Below are 17,179 nucleotides of genomic sequence, written 5' to 3' on the forward strand. Positions count from 1 at the left end.
AACGTCCGATACCCGGGACCGTTGGATCGGCACCACTTCGTGAGGTCGGTCACCGTCAGCCTTGCACGAACACCGCCACCGATCGGGCCGGGACGGTGAAAGTCCCCGTTGCCGCGGAGAAGGACGCCGTCCGCAGCGCCGGGTCCGCCGCGGTGTGCTGCACGGGATGCAGGGCCACGTCCGCACCGCGCAGGGCCGGGACCACCTGAGTGGCCGCCGACGGGGTGGCGTTGAAGACCACCGTGACCGACTGCCAGCGCGGATCCAGGCCGCGGCCGTCCAGCGTCATGGTGACGACGCCGGGCGTCTCGGCCGGGCCAGACAGCGGGAACGACAGCCGTTTCTGCACCTCAGCGGCGGTCGGCAGGCCGAAGACCGGCGATGAACCCCGGATCGTCAGCAGTTCGCGCCAGGTCGCGTCGGCGAGCTCGACCGCCGCGCAGTCCGGCTTCAGCGCCGGGTCAGCCAACAGCGGTTTCGCGTACGGCCACTTCGCCTCATTGTCGGCGGCCGGTGGCAGCCCTCGACCGAATCCGTTGCCTCGGGTGCAGTCCCACTCGATCCGGTTGAACCAGTCCCCCGAGTTGTACGAGTTGCGGTCCAGTGATTTCGACCGCAGTCGCTCGCTGCCGGTAGTCACGAATCCGGGACCCTGCCCGAGCGCCGTGGTGGCTAACGCCACAGTCTGCATGCGGGCTCGATCAGTGGCTGAGGTGTCCTGCGGCAACTTGTAGGCCAAGGCGTCGTACAAAATTTCGTTGTCGTGCGCGTCCACATAGGTGATCGCTTCGCCTGGCGCCGCGGTGTATCCGGCCGGTGAGCCGTTGTAGTCGATCTGCGCGCCGGTGCGGACCGTCCCGTCCGAGGCGGTGAAGGAAATGCCTGCGAGGTTTCCGCTGAGACCGACCTTGATCAGATCCTGGTAGTGCCGGAGGCGGGCCTGCTGCTCGGCCTCGGTGCCGTTGACCGGGTCGCCGTTCGGTGCGGTGAAGAGGCCGGAGGCGAAGCCCTGCACGCGGGGGTTGTCGTCGAACGGCCCGCCGCCGCGGACAGCGTCGCGCAGCCGGTCGTTGAAGGTGCCGATGCCGGTCCCGGCCAGGTTCGCCTGGGTCGCCTGCTCGAAGCGCGCGTTGCCCGCCACTTCGCCGAAGTCCCAGCCTTCGCCGTACAGCAGGATGGTCGTGCCGTCGACCCCGTCGCGAGCGGGAGTCAGCCGATCAAGCGCGGCCCGGACGGCCAGGATGTTTGCCTTCGGGTGGTGACCCATCAGGTCGAAGCGAAAACCGTCGATTTTGTACGCCCGCGCCCAGGTCATCACGGAGTCGACGACGAGCTTGCCCATCATCGCGTGCTCGGGCGCGGTGTTGGCGCAGCACGTCGAGTTCGCGACCGAGCCGTCGGCGAGCAGTCGCTGGTAGTAGCCGGGCACGATCCGGTCCAGCACCGAGTGCGGATCGTCGCCGGCGGCAGACGTGTGGTTGTAGACGACGTCCATGACCACGCGCAGGCCGGCACCGTTCAGCCCGGCGACCATCTGCCGGAATTCCTTCGTCCGCGCCACGCCTTCGGGATTCGTGGCGTAACCGCCCTCCGGCGTCGTGTAGTGCAGCGGGTCGTACCCCCAGTTGTAGCCGTCGGTCGCGGCCACGGCGGCAACGCATTGCTGTTGCTCGGCCGAGTCCGGCGGCAACGTAGCGAGGTCACATGCGGGCTCTTTCTGGTCGGCCCGCCGCTCGGGGATGGTCGCGAAATCGAACACCGGCAACAGGTGTACGTGCGTCGTTCCGGCTGTTGCCAGCTTGCTCAGGTGCTGCATGCCGGGCGAGCCCGGAGCGGTGAAGGCGGCATAGGTGCCTTGCGGCGAGAAGTCGCGGACCGAAAGTTCGGTGATCTGGGTCTTGCCGGAAGCAGGTTTACGCAGCGTGTTCCAGCCCGGCGGGGCCAGCGCGGGATCGGTCAGGTCGGCGATCTGGCTGTGCGTGGAGTCCGCCGACAGCGCGACCGAATACGGGTCGGTGACGCTCGCCGTCACCACCTTGCCCGCGGTGGGCGACCAGACGGTGACGCGATAGCGGTAGTACTTGCCTTTCCAGTCCCGGGCACCGGCGACCGACCACACGCCGGTCCGGTTGTCGCGGCTCATCGGCACGGCCCGGACGGTGCCGGTTGGCGAGTCGGAGAGCTCCAGCTGCACCGATTGCGCGGTCGGGGCCCAGACGGACAGGCGCGGTCGACCGCCATCGAACACCGCGCCCAGGCGCGCATCCGTGGCGGCCGCGTAGACGTCGTCGAGCACGTCGGCGATCTGGATGCCTGTCGCGGCGAGCAGCTTGCCTTGGGCGTCCCGCTCGGTGACAGCCACCTGCGCTTTGAGGATGTCCCGGAGTTCCGTTCCCCGCGGCAGTGCGAACGCGCCGTACTGCCACAGGTGTGGGTTGCGCTGTCGCTGCGCCTCGGTGAGGCCGTTGCGCTGCGCGCTGAGGCGCAGACTGTGCTGCGGCTGCTCCGGGTTCAGGCCGCCGCTGGGCGCCCAGATCAGGTCGTAGATCCGGCCGTCGGTCCCCGCGCCGACCGGTTCGAGGGTGCTGCCCGTGCCGGTTTTCCAGGCGATGGTCGAACGGTCCAGCCACACCGCTGCGGCTTTGCCGATGTCGACCACTCCCTGTGTCCCCGCTTTCCGCACCGGTGGCACTAGTCGATCGGTCACACCGGACAGCAGCCACACCTCGCGCCCCGCGGCGGCGAAGTCCAGGCGCTGATCCGCGGGGAGGTCCTTGATGTCTCCCTTGTGGATGATGTAATTCAGTCCCGCGGCACCCGCAGTGAGCGGCACCCGGAACGTCACACCGAAAGAGTCGGTCGCGGCGGGCGGCAGCGGCGCGGACCAGTCGGTCGGGTTCGCGGCACCATCCCACACGTGCAGGCCCCAGCCGGTGTAGTCACCGTCGGTGCGACGGTAGTGGATGACCGCGGTGTTCTCGTCCTGCACGACCGGCGGTGGCACCGTGCCGATCGCCGGATCCCCCTGTTTCAGCCAGATCTCGGGTTGCCCGGTCGGGTCGAGGAAACGGTCGGCGTCGACGTCCTTGACGCCGTCCTTGTTCACCACGAGGAAGCCGACGTTCTTGGCGCCCGGCTTCAGCTTCACCCAGGCGAAGCGACCGTACGCGTCGACGCCCGCGAACGGCTGTCCCTGCGGCCACGGGGTCTGCGCTTCCACGTCCCCGAAGGCGTACAGGCTCCAGTCGTCGTAGTCACCGTCCGGCCGTTGGTAATGCACGACTGCGTAGTCCGGCCCGGCGGTCACGACCGGGGTTCCCACCTTGATGGCGTTGGTCGTGGTGGCCGTGCGCCCCCGGCTGTCTCGGACGGTGGCCCGATAGCTGACCGGCGTAGCCCCGGCGAGCCCCGTCAGGTCGTGATAGGCCCGGTACGGCGCGGTGTCTGCTACGCCCAAGGACTGCCACCGCCCGTTGCCCACCTTCGCCTCGAACCGGACCGTGGCGAGCGGGTCGCCGGTGACGTCGGCCGTGAGTTCGGTGCGCGTGGGCACGTACGCATCGGCTTCGGGTGTGGTGAACCGCACCGTGGGCGCGGCAGTCGGCGCAGCAACCGTCTTCCCGGCGCGGTAGGCGACGGCGGACAGTGCCGGGATCGTCAGGGTCAGCTTGCCGTCAGCGCTCGTGGTCGCGCCGCCGGCGCCGCCATAGATGCCCTGGAACGAGGCGTTCGGCGTCCAGGTGTCGATGGTGACCGGCTGCGCGGTAGTGGCGTTGTTGACCGCGATCACGTATTCGCGGCGCTGGGAGCGGTCGAGGCGGGAGGCGGCGAACACGCCCGGTCCGTCAGCAGCGTGCCGAGTCACCTGCAGGCCATCGCGCAGGGCGGGATGGGCCTTGCGGAGTGCGCCCAGCGCGGCGATCGTCCGATAGACCGGGTGGCCGGTCTCGTAGTTGCTCTGCGCGTGGGTGCGATCGGTGCCCAGCAGGTCGTCGTCGAGGTAGTCGGGGGTCCGGCTCACGAACATGTCCTGCCGGGCGTCCTTGTCCCCGCCCGGGCCGGTGAAGCCCTGCTCGTCGCCGGAGTAGATCACCGGCTGGCCGCGGGTGAGGAACATCAGCTCGTGCGCCAGCTGATCGCGGCGCAGGTGGGTCGCCGGATCGGTGCCGCCGTTGGCGACGAAGGACCCGATCCGGCCCATGTCGTGGTTGCCGAGGAAGGTGGGCAACCGGTCCGCGCTGGCGTCCTTGGTGGTGTAGAGGTCGTCCTTCGCGTACAGATCGGCCAGGACCGTAGCGGAACCTCCGTCCGCGGTGAACGTCTTCGCCGCGGCCTGGAACGAGAAGTCGAGGGTGGCGGGGAGGCCGCCGCGCCGCACATACGTGGACTCGATCTCCTGGTCGGCGCTGTAGACCTCGCCGAACATGAAGAAGTCCGGCTTACCCGCCTGCCGGGCCGCCTTGGCGATGCCTGCCGAGAACTGCGGCCAGAAGTCCAGGTTGGAATGCTTGACCGTGTCGAGGCGATAGCCGTCGATCCCGGTATCCTTGATCCAGTCCGCGTAGATCTTCGTCATGCCACGGACCACCTCGGGACGTTCGGTCCACAGGTCGTCAAGGCCGAAGAAGTCGCCGTACTCGCTGTCCTCGCCGATGAACGTGGTGTCGCCACGGTTGTGGTACATCCGCGGATCGTTCAGCCACGCGGGCACCTTGACGCTCTCGTCGCCCTTCGCCAGGACCGGCGTGTACGGGTACGATCCGGCACCCACCGCCGGGAAGGCGCGGCTGCCGTCCGAGTAGTTGCGGTCCTCGAAGGTGCGCCCCTGCGTGTCCCGGTACGGCTTGGCCGCCTTGTCGACGTACGCGTAGGTGTTCTCGGCGTACTTGATGACGTCCGCGGTGTGGTTGACGATGATGTCCAGGTAGATCTTCAGGCCGCGCCGGTGCGCGAGATCCACCAGTCGCTTGAGGTCGGCGTTGGTGCCGAAGTGCGGGTCGACCTGGGTGAAGTCGGTGATCCAGTAGCCGTGGTAGCCCGCGGAGATGTCGGCGCCACTGCCCTGCACCGGCTTGTTCTTGAACACCGGCGCCAGCCAGATCGCGGTGGTGCCGAGCCCCTGGATGTAGTCCAGGCGCTCGATCACGCCCTGGAGGTCGCCACCGTGATAGAAGCCTTTGTCCGTCGGGTCGTACCCGGTGGACAGTCGGTCGCCGGCCAGGCCACCACGGTCGTTGCGGGTGTCGCCGTTCGCGAACCGGTCCGGCAGGACGAAGTAGAACTGTTCGTTCTTCGGCGTACTGTCGGGCCGGATCTTCGCTTCCGCCGCACTTGCCACCGGAATCTGCACGCCGAGCACGAGGAGTACGGCAAGCAGCATCCTGCTCGCCCGCGAAGTCTCCACATCGAGGCCTTCCTATGCGACGGGACGACGCACGCTAACTCCCGCCGGAAGGCCACTGCAAGGACTTGCAAGATCTGACATTCAGTTACAGCGCATCGCGCACGTTCAGGCGGCCTGCTCGGCCTCCACCTGCCGGTTCCACTCGCGCTTGCTGGACTGCCAGCCGTCCTCGTTCAAGCCCCGCCGCCAGTAGCCCGAAATCGACAGCTGATCCATCGGCAGCTGCTTCTCCACTCGCAACAGCCGGCGCAGATCCTTCACGAACGTCGCTTCGCCGTGCACGAACGCCTGCACCCGACCGACCGGCCACTCCAGCGCCCGGACCGCCTCCACCAGCGCTGCTCCCACCGGGCGGTCGCCGCGGTGCAGCCAGGTGAGCTCGACGTCGGCCACCGTGTCGATCTTCTGCTCCTCCGCCGGCCCAGACACCTCGATGAAGGCGTGCGCTTTCGCCCCCGCCGGCATCGCCTCCAGAGCGGCGGCGATCGCGGGCAGCGCACTCTCGTCCCCCGCCAACAGGTGCCAGTCAGCGGCAGCATCGGGCGCATAGCCGCCGCCCGGCCCCTGGAAGCGCACCAGATCCCCCACCTGCGCCGAAGCCGCCCACGGCCCGGCGATGCCCTCGTCACCGTGCACCACGAAGTCCAGCCACATCTCGGGCAGCTCCGGCAGCCACTTCCGCACCGTGTACGTCCGCACGACCGGCCACGCCTCCCGTGGCAGGGTCTCGCGGATCGCGCCCAGGTCGAACGGCTCGGGATAAGCGACGCCCGGCTGCGGGAAGATCACCTTGACGTAGTGGTCGGTGCACTCCCCGGCCTGCACGTCGGCCAGGCCGGGGCCGCCCACGACGATCCGCACCATGTGCGGCGTCAGCCGCTCCACCCGGGCGACAACACCGGTGCGCGCGGCCCGGACAGGACTGTTCGACATGAGTTGACTTCTTCCCGCTCGACTAAGTGCGGTAAGGCTACCCTTAGTGTGCCAGTCGGTGGTGGGACGTACCTCACGGTCACGCGCGTCTCACGCTGATGCTTCCTGGGGGCCGGCGAGGGCGAGGGTGAGCATGAGGAGCCACTGGGGGTCCCGGAGGCGGTCGCCGTACAGCTCGCGGAGGCGAGACATGCGGTAGCGGACCGTCTGGGGGTGGACGAAGAGGTCGGCGGCAACGTCTTCGCGGCGGCCCTGGTGGAGCAGCCAACTGCGGAGGGTTTCCACGAGTTTGGCGGCGGTAGCGGCGCGTTCGGTGGAGAGCGGGGCCAGCACCCGGTCACGGAGGTCGGTCAGCGCCTGCAGGTCCGCGGTGACCACCAGGGCCAGCAGGTGATCTTCAGTGTCGATGGCGGCACCCGGAGCGGCGGGGCGGACGCCGAGCCGCCAGACCCGGGCCGCGCGGGTGAGGGACTCGCGGACCCGCAGCCAGGGCCGGGCCGGGCCGACGACGGCTCCGCGGCCGGCTACCAGGCGAAGCAGATGGCTGCGGGACGAGCCTTGCGCGTCCGGGACGAGCAGGACCGACAGATCAGCCAGATCCGGGCACGGTTCGGCGACCTGCAGGGTCTGCGGATCGAGCAGGTCGACCATCGAGCGGACCGCGCGTTCGGGCAGCAGAACGGCGGTCAGAGTCGCCGGCGGCGTCCATTCGGCGCGTTCCGCGGCGGCAAGCACCACATCGAGGGCCTCGCCGGCCACCAAGGCCTGGGCGAGCAGTTCGAGGTGCCGGCGGCGGGCCCGGCCGGACGACGCGAGTTCGTCGGCATGTCCGGCGACGCTGGCGGCCGACAGCTCGTCGATGTAGGCGAACACCAGCTCAGCGAAGCGGGCGATGGTGGTGGCAGGCTGCCCGGTGGCGACGCTGATGGCCGCGAACTGACGCCAGGCCACCCGGGCACCCACCCGGTAGGCCCCGAGCAGCGCGTCGAGGCTGCGGCCGGAGCGGGCCTCCCCGCGCCCCAGGGCGTACGCGGCGTCGATGGCCGGGGCGAGCGGGGAGCGTCTGCCGGGGCCGGCGGCGCGGGAGACGAGGTTGAGGAACGTGCCGAGCGCGGCCCGGACCGCTTTCTCGATCTTGGCGCCCAGTTCACCCGCGAAGGCTTCCGCGTACGCCGGAACGTTGGCGGTGATGGCGTTGATGGTCTGGACGGCGACCTCGGGCAGCCGTTCCCGCAGCGGGGCGACGATTTCCGGAGCCAGACGGAAGTCCGGGACGTCGGGCAGCCGGTCATCCATGGGGTCTCCAGGTGTGCCACAGGTCGTTGTCTCCAGCGAACAATAACCGCCCGGGGATTCACTTCGGCAGGTCAGGCGTTCGTTCCCGACTCACAGCAGGCTGGGGGACATGGCTCTCACGCGGCAACTGCGATCCGGGGCCTGGCGGGTCGTCGAGCTCATCACGACCCCGGTTGTCCCGGCCGACTACCTCGACGCGGTCGCCCCGCTGCGCAATGCATCGATCCTGCGGGCCAAGATCGTCGGCGTCCGGCCCGAGACCTCGAACAGCGTCACGCTGACACTGCGCGCCGGCCGTGGCTGGCAGCCACACACGCCCGGCCAGTACGTCCGGCTGGGCGTCGAGGTCAACGGCATCCGACTCTGGCGCTCGTACTCGGTCACCAGCGCGCCGCGGGGCGACAAGAACGGCGGGCTGTTCACGGTCACCGTCAACGCGGTGCCCGGCGGCGCGGTGAGCACCCAGCTCGTCCAGCGCGCGCGGACCGGCATGATCCTGCATCTCGACGTGCCCGCGGGCGAGTTCACGCTGCCTGCCGCCGCCCCGGAGAAGATTTTGTTCGTCACGGCCGGTAGTGGCATCACGCCGGTCATGGGCATGTTGCGCAGCCGGCTCACCGAGCTGGCCGACGTGGTGGTGGTGCACTCCGCGCGTACCGCTGAAGATGCCGTCTTCGGCGCCGACCTGCGCAAGTTGGCCGCTGAGGGCCGGATTCGGTTGGTCGAGCGGCACACTGCGAGCGAAGGCCGACTCAAGCCGGCCGACCTGGACGAGCTGGTGCCCGACCTGTTCGCCCGGGAATCCTGGGCGTGCGGGCCGAACGCGCTGCTCGACGACTTGGAAGAGCACTGGGAGCAGGCCGGCGCCCGCGAGCGGCTGCGCACCGAACGATTCCGGCCCACGGTCGTCGCGGATGCCGCGGGTGGTGGGGACGTGACTTTCACGCGTACGGAAAAAACCGTCTCGGCCGGCGGCGGTGAACCGATTCTCGTAGCCGGTGAGGCCGCGGGTGTGCTCATGCCGTCCGGCTGCCGGATGGGCATCTGCTTCAAGTGCGTGCTGCCGCTGCGCGAGGGCGCCGTGCGTGACCTGCGCGACGGCTCGCTCACCGTCGCCGAGCCCGGCGACGCCATTCCCGTTCAGACCTGCATCAACGCGGCCGCCGGCCCGTGCCGCATCGAGCTCTAAGAAGAGGACGTCGTGACTATTCTGCAGCGCAAGACTGTCAGCCCGATCGCGCACCTGACGCCGGAAGACATCGAGCAGATCGGCATCGAGCTCGACGCGATCCGGGACGAGGTGATCGCCAGCCGCGGCGAGAACGACGCCAAGTACATCCGCAAGATGATCTCCATCCAGCGCCGGCTCGAGCTGAGCAGCCGCGTGGTGCTGCTGTTCTCGATCTTCCCGCCGGCCTGGCTGGTGGGCACGGCCGGACTGTCGGTCGCCAAGATCCTCGACAACATGGAGGTCGGGCACAACATCCTGCACGGCCAGTGGGACTGGATGCGCGACCCGAAGATCCACTCGTCGACCTGGGAGTGGGACAGCGCCACCCCGGCCGAGCAGTGGAAGCACTCGCACAACGAGTTGCACCACACGTACACGAACGTGGTCGGCAAGGACAACGACCTCGGCTACGGCATCATGCGCGTCGACGAGGACCAGCCGTGGACCCCGGCCTACCTGGGCCAGCCGTTCTACAACTTCATCAACGCGCTGTTCTTCGAGTACGGCATCGCCGCGTACGACCTGGAGCTGGGCCGCAACCTGAAGTCGAAGAAGCGCCGCCGCTCGCCGGAGTTCAAGGCCCGGCTGAAGCAGGTCCGCCGCAAGATCGGCAAGCAGATGTTGAAGGACTACGTCGTGCACCCGGCGCTGTCCGGACCGTCGTTCCTGCACACCATGGCGGCGAACTTCACGGCCAACATCATCCGCAACCTGTGGACCCACTCGGTCATCATGTGCGGACACTTTCCCAACGGCGTCGAGACCTTCGAACGGACGTCGATCGAGGGCGAGACCCGTGGCGAGTGGTACCTGCGGCAGATGCTCGGCTCGGCCAACATCAGCGGCAGCAAGCTGCTGCACATCATGACCGGCAACCTGTCGCACCAGATCGAGCACCACCTCTTCCCCGACCTGCCGAGCAACCGCTACCAGGAGATCGCGCCCAAGGTCCGGGCCCTGTTCGAAAAGTACGAGCTGAACTACGTGACCGGCCCGATGCCGAAGCAGGTCGCCTCCGCCTGGGCGAAAATCATCCGGCTGTCCCTGCCGAACCGGGGGCCGCTGACCGAGCGCGCGCCCCGCAAGAAGCTGGACCCGGAGAACATGCCGGCACCCCGCTGGCAGCGCGCGGAGCCGAAGACCGCCTCCTGACGCTCAGCCGAGCAGGTCGTCGAGCCACGGATTGCGGAACACGCCGTACGGGTCGAACTCGTGGACCAGGGCTACGAAGTCGTCGAAGCGCTCGTAGTGGGCGCGTACGGTGGCCGGGTCGGTGGTGTAGATCTTGCCCCAGTGCGGGCGAGGGTCGAGCGGTGCCAGAGCCTGCTCGACCTGCGCCACCGCCGGCAACACCGTGTCCGCGTCGGCAATCCAGGTGAAGTGCAGCGCAAACGTGTCGCGGCGGTAGTTCGGACTGAGCCACAGGTCGTCCGCTGCGATCGTACGCAGCTCGCAGACTTGCAGCGCCGGGGCGATCCGGTGGCCGATCGCCTGCAGGGCGTCGATGGCGTCGAGCGCCCGCTGGCGCGGCACGTGGTATTCGGACTGCAGTTCCTCGCCGCTGCTCGGGGTGAACTCCATCCGAAAGTGCGGCAGCCGGGTGTGCCACGGACCCGGTTCGCCGGATTGGTCGGTGCTGTTCTGCGCGGGCATGCCCGGGACGGGGTGCCGGGGCTCAGGCGCGCGACGGGCACCGTGGTAGTCGCCGGCGGGCATGGACTCGCGCCGCTTGAGCCACACCATCGAGATGTCCGGGCTGGTCCAGGTGGTGAAGAGACTGACGCTGCAACCGTCGTCGAGGATCTCGTCCACGTGCGCCTCAATCGCGGCGCGGGGAAGGTCGTCGTAGACGTATTGCCGGAGCTCGTCAGCAGGCTCGACATCGAGGGTCAGCGCGGTGACGACCCCCAGCGCGCCGAGGTGCACGACTGCGCCCGCGAAGCCGGGGGCGCCTCGGCGCAGCGTGACGAGCGTGCCATCCCCGCGGACCAGTTCGATCGCCGAGACCGCGGCGGCGAGGTTGGCGTGCTGCCGGCCTGAGCCGTGCGTCGCTGTCGCCACCGCGCCGGCGACCGAGATGTGCGGCAAGGACGCCAGGTTGTGCAGGGCCAGCCCTTCGGCGTGCAGCAGCTCGGCGAGGTCGCCGTACCGGATGCCGCCGTCGACCCGGACCGAGGTGCGGTCCGGGTCGAGCTCGGCGATCCGGGGCAGCCCGGCCAACGAAATCAGGTCACCGGTGGTGTCGGCCATTCGGTTGAAGGAATGCCCACTGCCGAGCACCTTGACCGGGCCACCGGCCGCAACCAGGTCCTGCACCTGCTCGACGCTGGTGGGGCGGTGCAGAGCGGAAGTGCTGAAGACGATGTTGCCCGCCCAGTTGGTGACCCGCGCATCGCTCATGCCCGCAGCACATCACTTGCCGGTGGGCGGCGTCCAGGTGTCGGTGACGTGTCCGATGCGGACCCGCTGCGGGTGGTCGCCGACCGCCACCGTGGCGATCCGCTGGCCGGTCGCGAAGCTGATCGCCGACACCTGGTCGGCGCCGGACTCGGAGATGACACAGCTCAGCCCGTCGCCGCTGACGGTCGCCCAGTAGGGCTTGCTCGCGCTCACCAGTTCTCCCGGAGTGAGCGTGGCCCGGTCGACGATCGTCGCGTAGTCGTCCACGGTTCCCGCCACGCACAGCTTGCCGCCGTCCGGGCTCATCGACAGACCGTGGTGGCGCGAGTCGTTCACCCACGTGGTGCGGTCCTCGTTCGTCTCCGGGTTCTTCGGAAACTCCTGGATTCGGGTGATCTTGTCACTCGCCACGTCATATTCGACCACCCCGCCGAAGAAGGACAGCTGGAAGTACAGCGTGGACTCGTCCGGCGTGAAGACCGCGGGACGGACGGCGTCATTCAGGTCGGTGCGGCCGACCGCGTCGAGGCGATCCCGCATGTCGATCGTGCGTACGGTGGCAAAGGTCTGCGTGTCGGCGATGGTGAGGTGCCGATCGCCCTTGGTCCAGTCCTGGGACGGGTCGTCGAGGGCGGTCGTCACCGCGCCGATGGACGAGTTCCAGAGCAGCCGCCCCCCGTCGGTGTAGAGGTTCTCGTGCGGCTGGTCGCCGGTGTCGAAGTTGCCCAGCTCCCGGCCGGTGCGGATGTCGAGCACGTGCACCTTGTTGGACGTCGACGCCGAGACGGCCACGCTGTTGCCGTCGGGTGAGACTGCCATGTGGTCGCTGCGGAAGCCGGACACCGGGAACCGCCAGCGCACCGCGCCGGTGCGCAGATCGATCGAGACCACGTCGGCGAAGCTCGGCCGCGACACGACCAGCGCGTCGCCCTCGGGAGTGGAGTAGATGTCGTCGACAAGCTGGTCGTTGCCCTCACCCGGGCCGAGTCGGATGCCCAGGAAGAAGATCAGCTTGATCGGGTCGGTGTAGATCTCCCGCAGCCGTTCCCGCCGGTCGGGCACGACACCGATCCGGCCGATCTTGGCGAAGTCGCCGCGGGACTCGATCACGTCGACCGTCCCGTCCCAGTTGTTGCCGACGAACATGACTTCCCGCAGGGCGGGTGCCGCGGCGGCCGGGGTCGCAGCGGGAACCACACCCGCGGTCACCGCCAGCAAGAATGCGGCCAAGCTTCGAGCTGCCTTGGGTACGGACACAGCACGCACGACGCCTCCGAAGAAAGGTGTTACTTTGCGGTAACCCATAGGAGACTATGAATGCCATCCGGGCCGGTAGAGGACGGGAACCAATGCCGAACTCCCCCGTTGTGCACCGAGGACAACCGGATACCCTGACCGCGTTGGTGCACCACATGGCAGCGGATCCGCACCTGGTCGACGAAGTGGTCCGTGCCGTGTGCGCCGCGTTCCCGGAAGCCTCCCGGCGGCCCTGGGCTGAGGGCCGGACCGCGGTCGCCGCCCTGCTCACCGCCGGGTTCGCCGCGTTCGTCCGGGACGGCGAGCCGGACTTCACCGAGGCCGGCCGGTTCGCCGCCGGCCGAGCGGCGCTGGGCGTGCCCGTCGCCGCCCTGCTGTCCGGCGTCCACGCCGGGCGCAGCCGGATCCTGGAGATCGCCATCGAGCGCGGCCGCGCCGCAGGCATCCCGGCCGAGGTTCTCATGCAGGCACTGCTACGCCTCGACCGATATGGACTCCTGCTGGAGCGGCACGTCGCCGACAGCTACCGGGCGGCGCGCCGCGAGCTGAATCGCGATCACCGCGACGCCCGGATCGCGGTGCTCCGCCTGCTGCTGCTCGGCGAGCGCGACGACGCCGGCCCGACACCGGATCCGGCCCGGTTCGGCATTCAGACTCCGACCCGCTACCACTGCGTGGCCTCGGATGTGACCGACGCGGCCCAGGTCCGCCGCCTGGAACGGGCCTTCACCCAGGTCGGTGGGGTGGTGGCACCGGTCGACGGGCGATTGTCCGGGCTCGTCCCGCGACTCCCTGCACCCCTACCCACCTCCCCTGCGCTGGTAGTGACCACTCCGCCGGTGGAACTGGCCCAGGCACCGGCGGCATATGCGCTCTGCCGGATCGCCCTGCGCACTCGGATCGGCGGGGTCCGCGAGGTGACCGAAATTGCCGCGGAGACGGCCCTCGCCGCCCAACCCATGCTGGCCGAATTTCTGCGCGAGAGACTGCTCGGCGCGCTGGACCCCGGCGACGACTTTCACCGCGAGCTAGTCGCCACCGCACGGTCCTACCTGGACCACGGGCAGCGCCTGGACCGCACCGCGCAGGCGCTGCATCTGCACCCCAACACGGTGCGCTATCGGCTGCGCAGGCTGCAGGAACTCACCGGAATCACGGATCGGTTGACCGTGCCCGAGACGGTGCGCTGGTGGTGGGCGCTGCACTCCTGGCGACCTTCACGGCCGCCCGAAGCAGTCGAAATACATTGATCGTTGTTCATGTCTTGACGCTTGTTCCACGCCGGGGCTACCGTCCGAACATTCAGAAAAACTATCTTTTCTGAACCCCTCCCCTGAGGAGTGACGACGGTGACGGATCACCCTTCGACAACAACCGGACGTACGAACTGGCGCCGCTTCGGCGTCATCCTGGCACTCAGCTCCGTCGCCACCGCCGGGGTCGTGTCGCTCGTGGCCCAGGGCGCGCTGGCGTCCAGCTTCGTGGTCTCCGGGCAGCAGTTCAAAGTCAGTGCCGACGAGCTCGTAGCCACGGGCTTCATCCAGTACGGCACGGTCGACGCCCGCCTCGACCCGGGCAGCGACGGCGGCCAGAAGCCGGAACCGGTGGCGGTTTCGGCGATGAAGACCGCCACGCTCAAGAACCTCTGCCAGTCGGTGATCACCGACCTGGGCGACTTCGGCTCGGTGAGCCTGATCATCCGGGCCGGGCAGGGCGACACGCCGGTGACCGCCAAGAACATGGTCGTCGACATGTCCCAGCTCGATGGCAACGCCAGGTTCGAGACGATCGAAATCGGTCGAGACGCGTCCACTCTCGACAAGGGTCCGGACAACGACCCCAACGAGAAGGCGCAGCGCCGCGAGGGCTTCTTCAGCCAGCAGGCCGACAAGGTCACCATCACCAACCTCAAGCAGGTCGCCTGGTCCACCAACGCGGCCGAGTTCAACCTCCGCAACCTCAAGCTGTCCCTCAAGTGGGGCAAGGACGAGTGCTTCTAAAAGGAGAACGAATGCGACACCTCCGCCGTACCGGCGTGGTCGCCGCCGCCCTGGGCCTCGGCCTTGGCGCGCTACCCGCCGCACCCGCCCTCGCCCAGGCATCGGGCACCACCGTGGGACCTGCCGGTCACGCGTACGCCGCCGCGCTGGTGAGCGGGACGACCGCGGGCTTCGTGGTCGGCAACACCACGGTCAACTGCAGTGCCTCCGCGACTACCGGAGAGGTGCCGGCCGAGCCGGACAACACCAACCCGGAGGGGGCGGTCGTCTCGCCGCTCAGCCCGGCGACGTTCGGTGTCAACGGGGCCGCCTGCCCGACCAACGTGCCGTTCACGACGGCCCGGACGGTCTCGAACACCACCAACGGCGACTGGACGATCTCACTGGCGTACGACGCAGCGGGACCGACCGGCACCATGACCATCCCCACCGCCGGGGTGATCACGACCATTACCGGACTAGCCTCGTGCAAGGTCACGGTCGCACCGAACGGGCCGGCGACGCTGACCGGTCCGTGGATCGCCGGCACCGAGACCAGTCCGCCGGTGCTCGACTTCTCCGCCGGAGTCAGCCTGCCGATCACGGTGACCGGTGGCCTCGCCTGCCCGACCGGCGCCACCACTGCCGTGTTCAAGGCGAAGTACACGGTTTCCGACACCACCGACGCGACGCAGCAGATCACCGTCACCGACGGTACGCCCGCGCCGCCGCCGGAGGGCTGAGCGCGCCCACCGCGCTCAGGATCCTCGGGCCACCCGGGCTGCTACGACAGGTCCCAGGAAGGGCACCAGCACGAAGTAGGTGAGGCCGGGCAGGCGGTCCGGGAGTTCCGCCGCCCGCCCGGTCGACACCAGATCGAAGATCACGCCGTAGACGCCGTTGATGACCGCCTCCACCACGCCGTCAGGCACCTCGGGGGCGCCCGGGCGGCGGGGCACCTCGGCAAAGAAACCTATGTAGCCCTCCACCAGCATTTGTCGCCGCTCGCGCGCCTTCGCGCCGGCCGCCAGCACCTCGACGACCGCGAGTGACGCGAACGCTGGTTCCGTAGCAAGGATGCGCAGCAACGTTTCGAGCCCGCGGTGGATCCGCTGCGGCCACAACTCGGGCTGGGCGAACGCCTCGGCGACCGCCCGCTGCATCAGGCCGATACCGAGGTCGAAGGCCGCCAGCAGGCAGGCTTCCTTGTCCGAAAAGTGCTCGTAGAAGGCGCGGGTGGACACTCCGGCCGTCGCGCAGACCTCGGTGAGGGACGCGCTTGCGTAGCCCTTTTGCGCCACCACCCGCGCCATCGCGTCGATCAGCCGTTCCCGCTGGGTGCTCGCGATGAACTCGCGGGGCAGATCGTGCCGGCCCCGCGGCAGCCGAGCCGCGTCGGCCGGGCGAGATCCGGGCAGGCGTCCGCGCTCACCGGCGACGTCGACCATGCTGCACCCTCCCAGTCAGAGGCGCACAGCTTAGGACCTGAGGCGCGATCACGCTGCCGGGGTGCGGGGGTATTGCATCCAGGCGCGGAGGTCACCCTTCGGGTCGAACAGGTACGCACCATCACCCAACGCCTGCTCGTCGTCGGTCGGGTTGTCGAACACCGGCGTCGTCAGGCCCCAATATTTGTGAGTGGCGGTGTCCACACCCGCACCCACGTGGACGAACACCGAGCCGGCGGCGGGGACCACCACACTTGCCTTGAAGGTGTACCGGCGCAGCCCCGAATCGCGGACCCACCAGCCGCCGAGCGGCACCGGGTAGGCGGAGGCGTTGTCGATGCGGACGTACTCGCCGTTGAGGTTCTTCTCGTCGGCACCCTCGGCGTCGTAGTTGACGAACACCGTCAGCACCGCGTTCTGCGCGGGGCCACTGCCGCACGCATCGGTGTCGAAGAGGTGCAGGCCCTGTTCGGCGGCCCGCGCCTGGGCCGTGCGGTAGGTGGCGTTCCAGGCGTACTCGCCCTTGAACGGCTGCCACAGGGTGAGGCCGTGGCGCAGCAGGTCGAGGCCGACGTCGCGCCACTGACCGTTGATCCGGACCTGGACGCTGCGCAGCGGGCGGTTCTTGCTGGAGCTTTCGGCGTGCTGGGCGGTGAGCCGGACGACTCCCCCACCGGCGCGGACGAGCTGCTCGAACCGGGCCGTCGCGGCCACCGCGTGACACTCGCCGCGACGGCGGGCGGCGACCGACGAGTACGTGGTCAGCTCCATCGCCTGCACGTTGATCAGCCGGATCCAGCGCGGGTTGTTCTTGCCGTCGCCGGCGATGTCGACCAGGACGGTGTCGCCGTCGCCGACGCGGACCACCTTGCCGGTCCAGACCTGGCAGGCCGGGCCGCCGCCGGTGGGCAGGCAGGAAGCGGTTGCCGCGGATGCCGGCACGGCGAACCCGCTCGCCACGAGGATGGCGGACAGCACGAGGGCGAGACGGCGCAGCATGACCTCAGAGATCGACCGCGGCCGGACCGGTCTTAGCGCTGTCCAGCGGCTGTTCGGCGTAGGTGGATGACGCCGTCCGGACCGGGCGGGTGTCACCCGGTGCGTCACAAATTCGGCTGAGGAAAGGGGCGGCCCCGACGCGCGGGAGGATCCGCCTTACTGTGGTCGTCGTTCCTGTCGCTTGGTGGAGGATGTAAATGTCACTCGAAGCATCATGGCCGTGGCACTCCGT

General features: G+C 69.0%; 12 protein-coding genes. 5 read left to right on the forward strand and 7 right to left on the reverse strand.

What is annotated here, in order from left to right; all coding sequences use genetic code 11:
• Nucleotides 1–55: 55 nt before the first annotated feature.
• The 3 genes from pulA to ACIA1L_RS24835 form a co-directional block, all read right to left on the reverse strand.
• Entirely contained in the window at nucleotides 56–5,380 is a 5,325-nt protein-coding gene (pulA, locus tag ACIA1L_RS24825; RefSeq protein ID WP_396075401.1) for a pullulanase-type alpha-1,6-glucosidase, read from the reverse strand.
• 129 nt (nucleotides 5,381–5,509) lie between these two features.
• Nucleotides 5,510–6,337: a siderophore-interacting protein gene (locus tag ACIA1L_RS24830; RefSeq protein ID WP_396075287.1), complete on the reverse strand. Its 828-nt coding sequence runs from the start codon at nucleotides 6,335–6,337 to the stop codon at nucleotides 5,510–5,512.
• Between the two features lie 90 nt (nucleotides 6,338–6,427).
• Nucleotides 6,428–7,633 (reverse strand): PucR family transcriptional regulator, encoded by a 1,206-nt coding sequence (locus tag ACIA1L_RS24835; protein WP_396075288.1) that lies wholly within the window; start codon nucleotides 7,631–7,633, stop codon nucleotides 6,428–6,430.
• Nucleotides 7,634–7,742: 109 nt separating this feature from the next.
• Between ACIA1L_RS24835 and ACIA1L_RS24840 the strand changes: the two genes are divergently transcribed.
• Nucleotides 7,743–8,822, forward strand: a complete 1,080-nt coding sequence (locus ACIA1L_RS24840) for a ferredoxin reductase (RefSeq protein WP_396075289.1) — start codon at nucleotides 7,743–7,745, stop codon at nucleotides 8,820–8,822.
• A 12-nt stretch (nucleotides 8,823–8,834) separates the two neighbouring features.
• Nucleotides 8,835–10,016, forward strand: coding sequence for a fatty acid desaturase family protein (locus ACIA1L_RS24845; RefSeq protein ID WP_396075291.1), 1,182 nt, complete (start codon nucleotides 8,835–8,837; stop codon nucleotides 10,014–10,016).
• A gap of 3 nt (nucleotides 10,017–10,019) precedes the next feature.
• Here the strand turns inward: ACIA1L_RS24845 and ACIA1L_RS24850 are convergent, their stop codons facing one another.
• Both ACIA1L_RS24850 and ACIA1L_RS24855 read right to left on the reverse strand, forming a co-directional pair.
• The gene (locus tag ACIA1L_RS24850) at nucleotides 10,020–11,264 is read right to left on the reverse strand and encodes an FAD-binding protein (RefSeq protein WP_396075292.1); all 1,245 of its coding nucleotides are present in this window, start codon (nucleotides 11,262–11,264) and stop codon (nucleotides 10,020–10,022) included.
• A 12-nt stretch (nucleotides 11,265–11,276) separates the two neighbouring features.
• Complete coding sequence (locus ACIA1L_RS24855; RefSeq protein WP_396075293.1) at nucleotides 11,277–12,494, reverse strand: YncE family protein; 1,218 nt, start codon at nucleotides 12,492–12,494, stop codon at nucleotides 11,277–11,279.
• Nucleotides 12,495–12,676: 182 nt separating this feature from the next.
• Here ACIA1L_RS24855 and ACIA1L_RS24860 point away from each other — a divergent pair, with 182 nt between their 5' ends.
• The 3 genes from ACIA1L_RS24860 (at nucleotide 12,677) to ACIA1L_RS24870 (ending at nucleotide 15,243) form a co-directional block, all read left to right on the forward strand.
• Nucleotides 12,677–13,771 (forward strand): PucR family transcriptional regulator, encoded by a 1,095-nt coding sequence (locus tag ACIA1L_RS24860; protein WP_396075294.1) that lies wholly within the window; start codon nucleotides 12,677–12,679, stop codon nucleotides 13,769–13,771.
• 99 nt (nucleotides 13,772–13,870) lie between these two features.
• Nucleotides 13,871–14,521, forward strand: a complete 651-nt coding sequence (locus ACIA1L_RS24865; RefSeq protein ID WP_396075296.1) for a DUF6230 family protein — start codon at nucleotides 13,871–13,873, stop codon at nucleotides 14,519–14,521.
• Between the two features lie 11 nt (nucleotides 14,522–14,532).
• Nucleotides 14,533–15,243 carry a hypothetical protein gene (locus tag ACIA1L_RS24870; RefSeq protein ID WP_396075297.1) on the forward strand — a complete coding sequence of 237 codons (711 nt, stop codon included), beginning with the start codon at nucleotides 14,533–14,535 and terminating at the stop codon, nucleotides 15,241–15,243.
• Between the two features lie 15 nt (nucleotides 15,244–15,258).
• Here ACIA1L_RS24870 and ACIA1L_RS24875 read toward each other — a convergent pair whose 3' ends face one another.
• A complete protein-coding gene (locus ACIA1L_RS24875) occupies nucleotides 15,259–15,948 on the reverse strand; it encodes a TetR/AcrR family transcriptional regulator (protein ID WP_396075298.1) in 690 nt (229 codons plus the stop codon).
• Nucleotides 15,949–15,996: 48 nt separating this feature from the next.
• Nucleotides 15,997–16,947, reverse strand: a complete 951-nt coding sequence (locus ACIA1L_RS24880; protein WP_396075299.1) for a lamin tail domain-containing protein — start codon at nucleotides 16,945–16,947, stop codon at nucleotides 15,997–15,999.
• Nucleotides 16,948–17,179: the final 232 nt, after the last annotated feature.

It is taken from the genome of Actinoplanes sp. NPDC051859, from assembly GCF_044452725.1.
Taxonomy (GTDB): domain Bacteria; phylum Actinomycetota; class Actinomycetes; order Mycobacteriales; family Micromonosporaceae; genus Actinoplanes.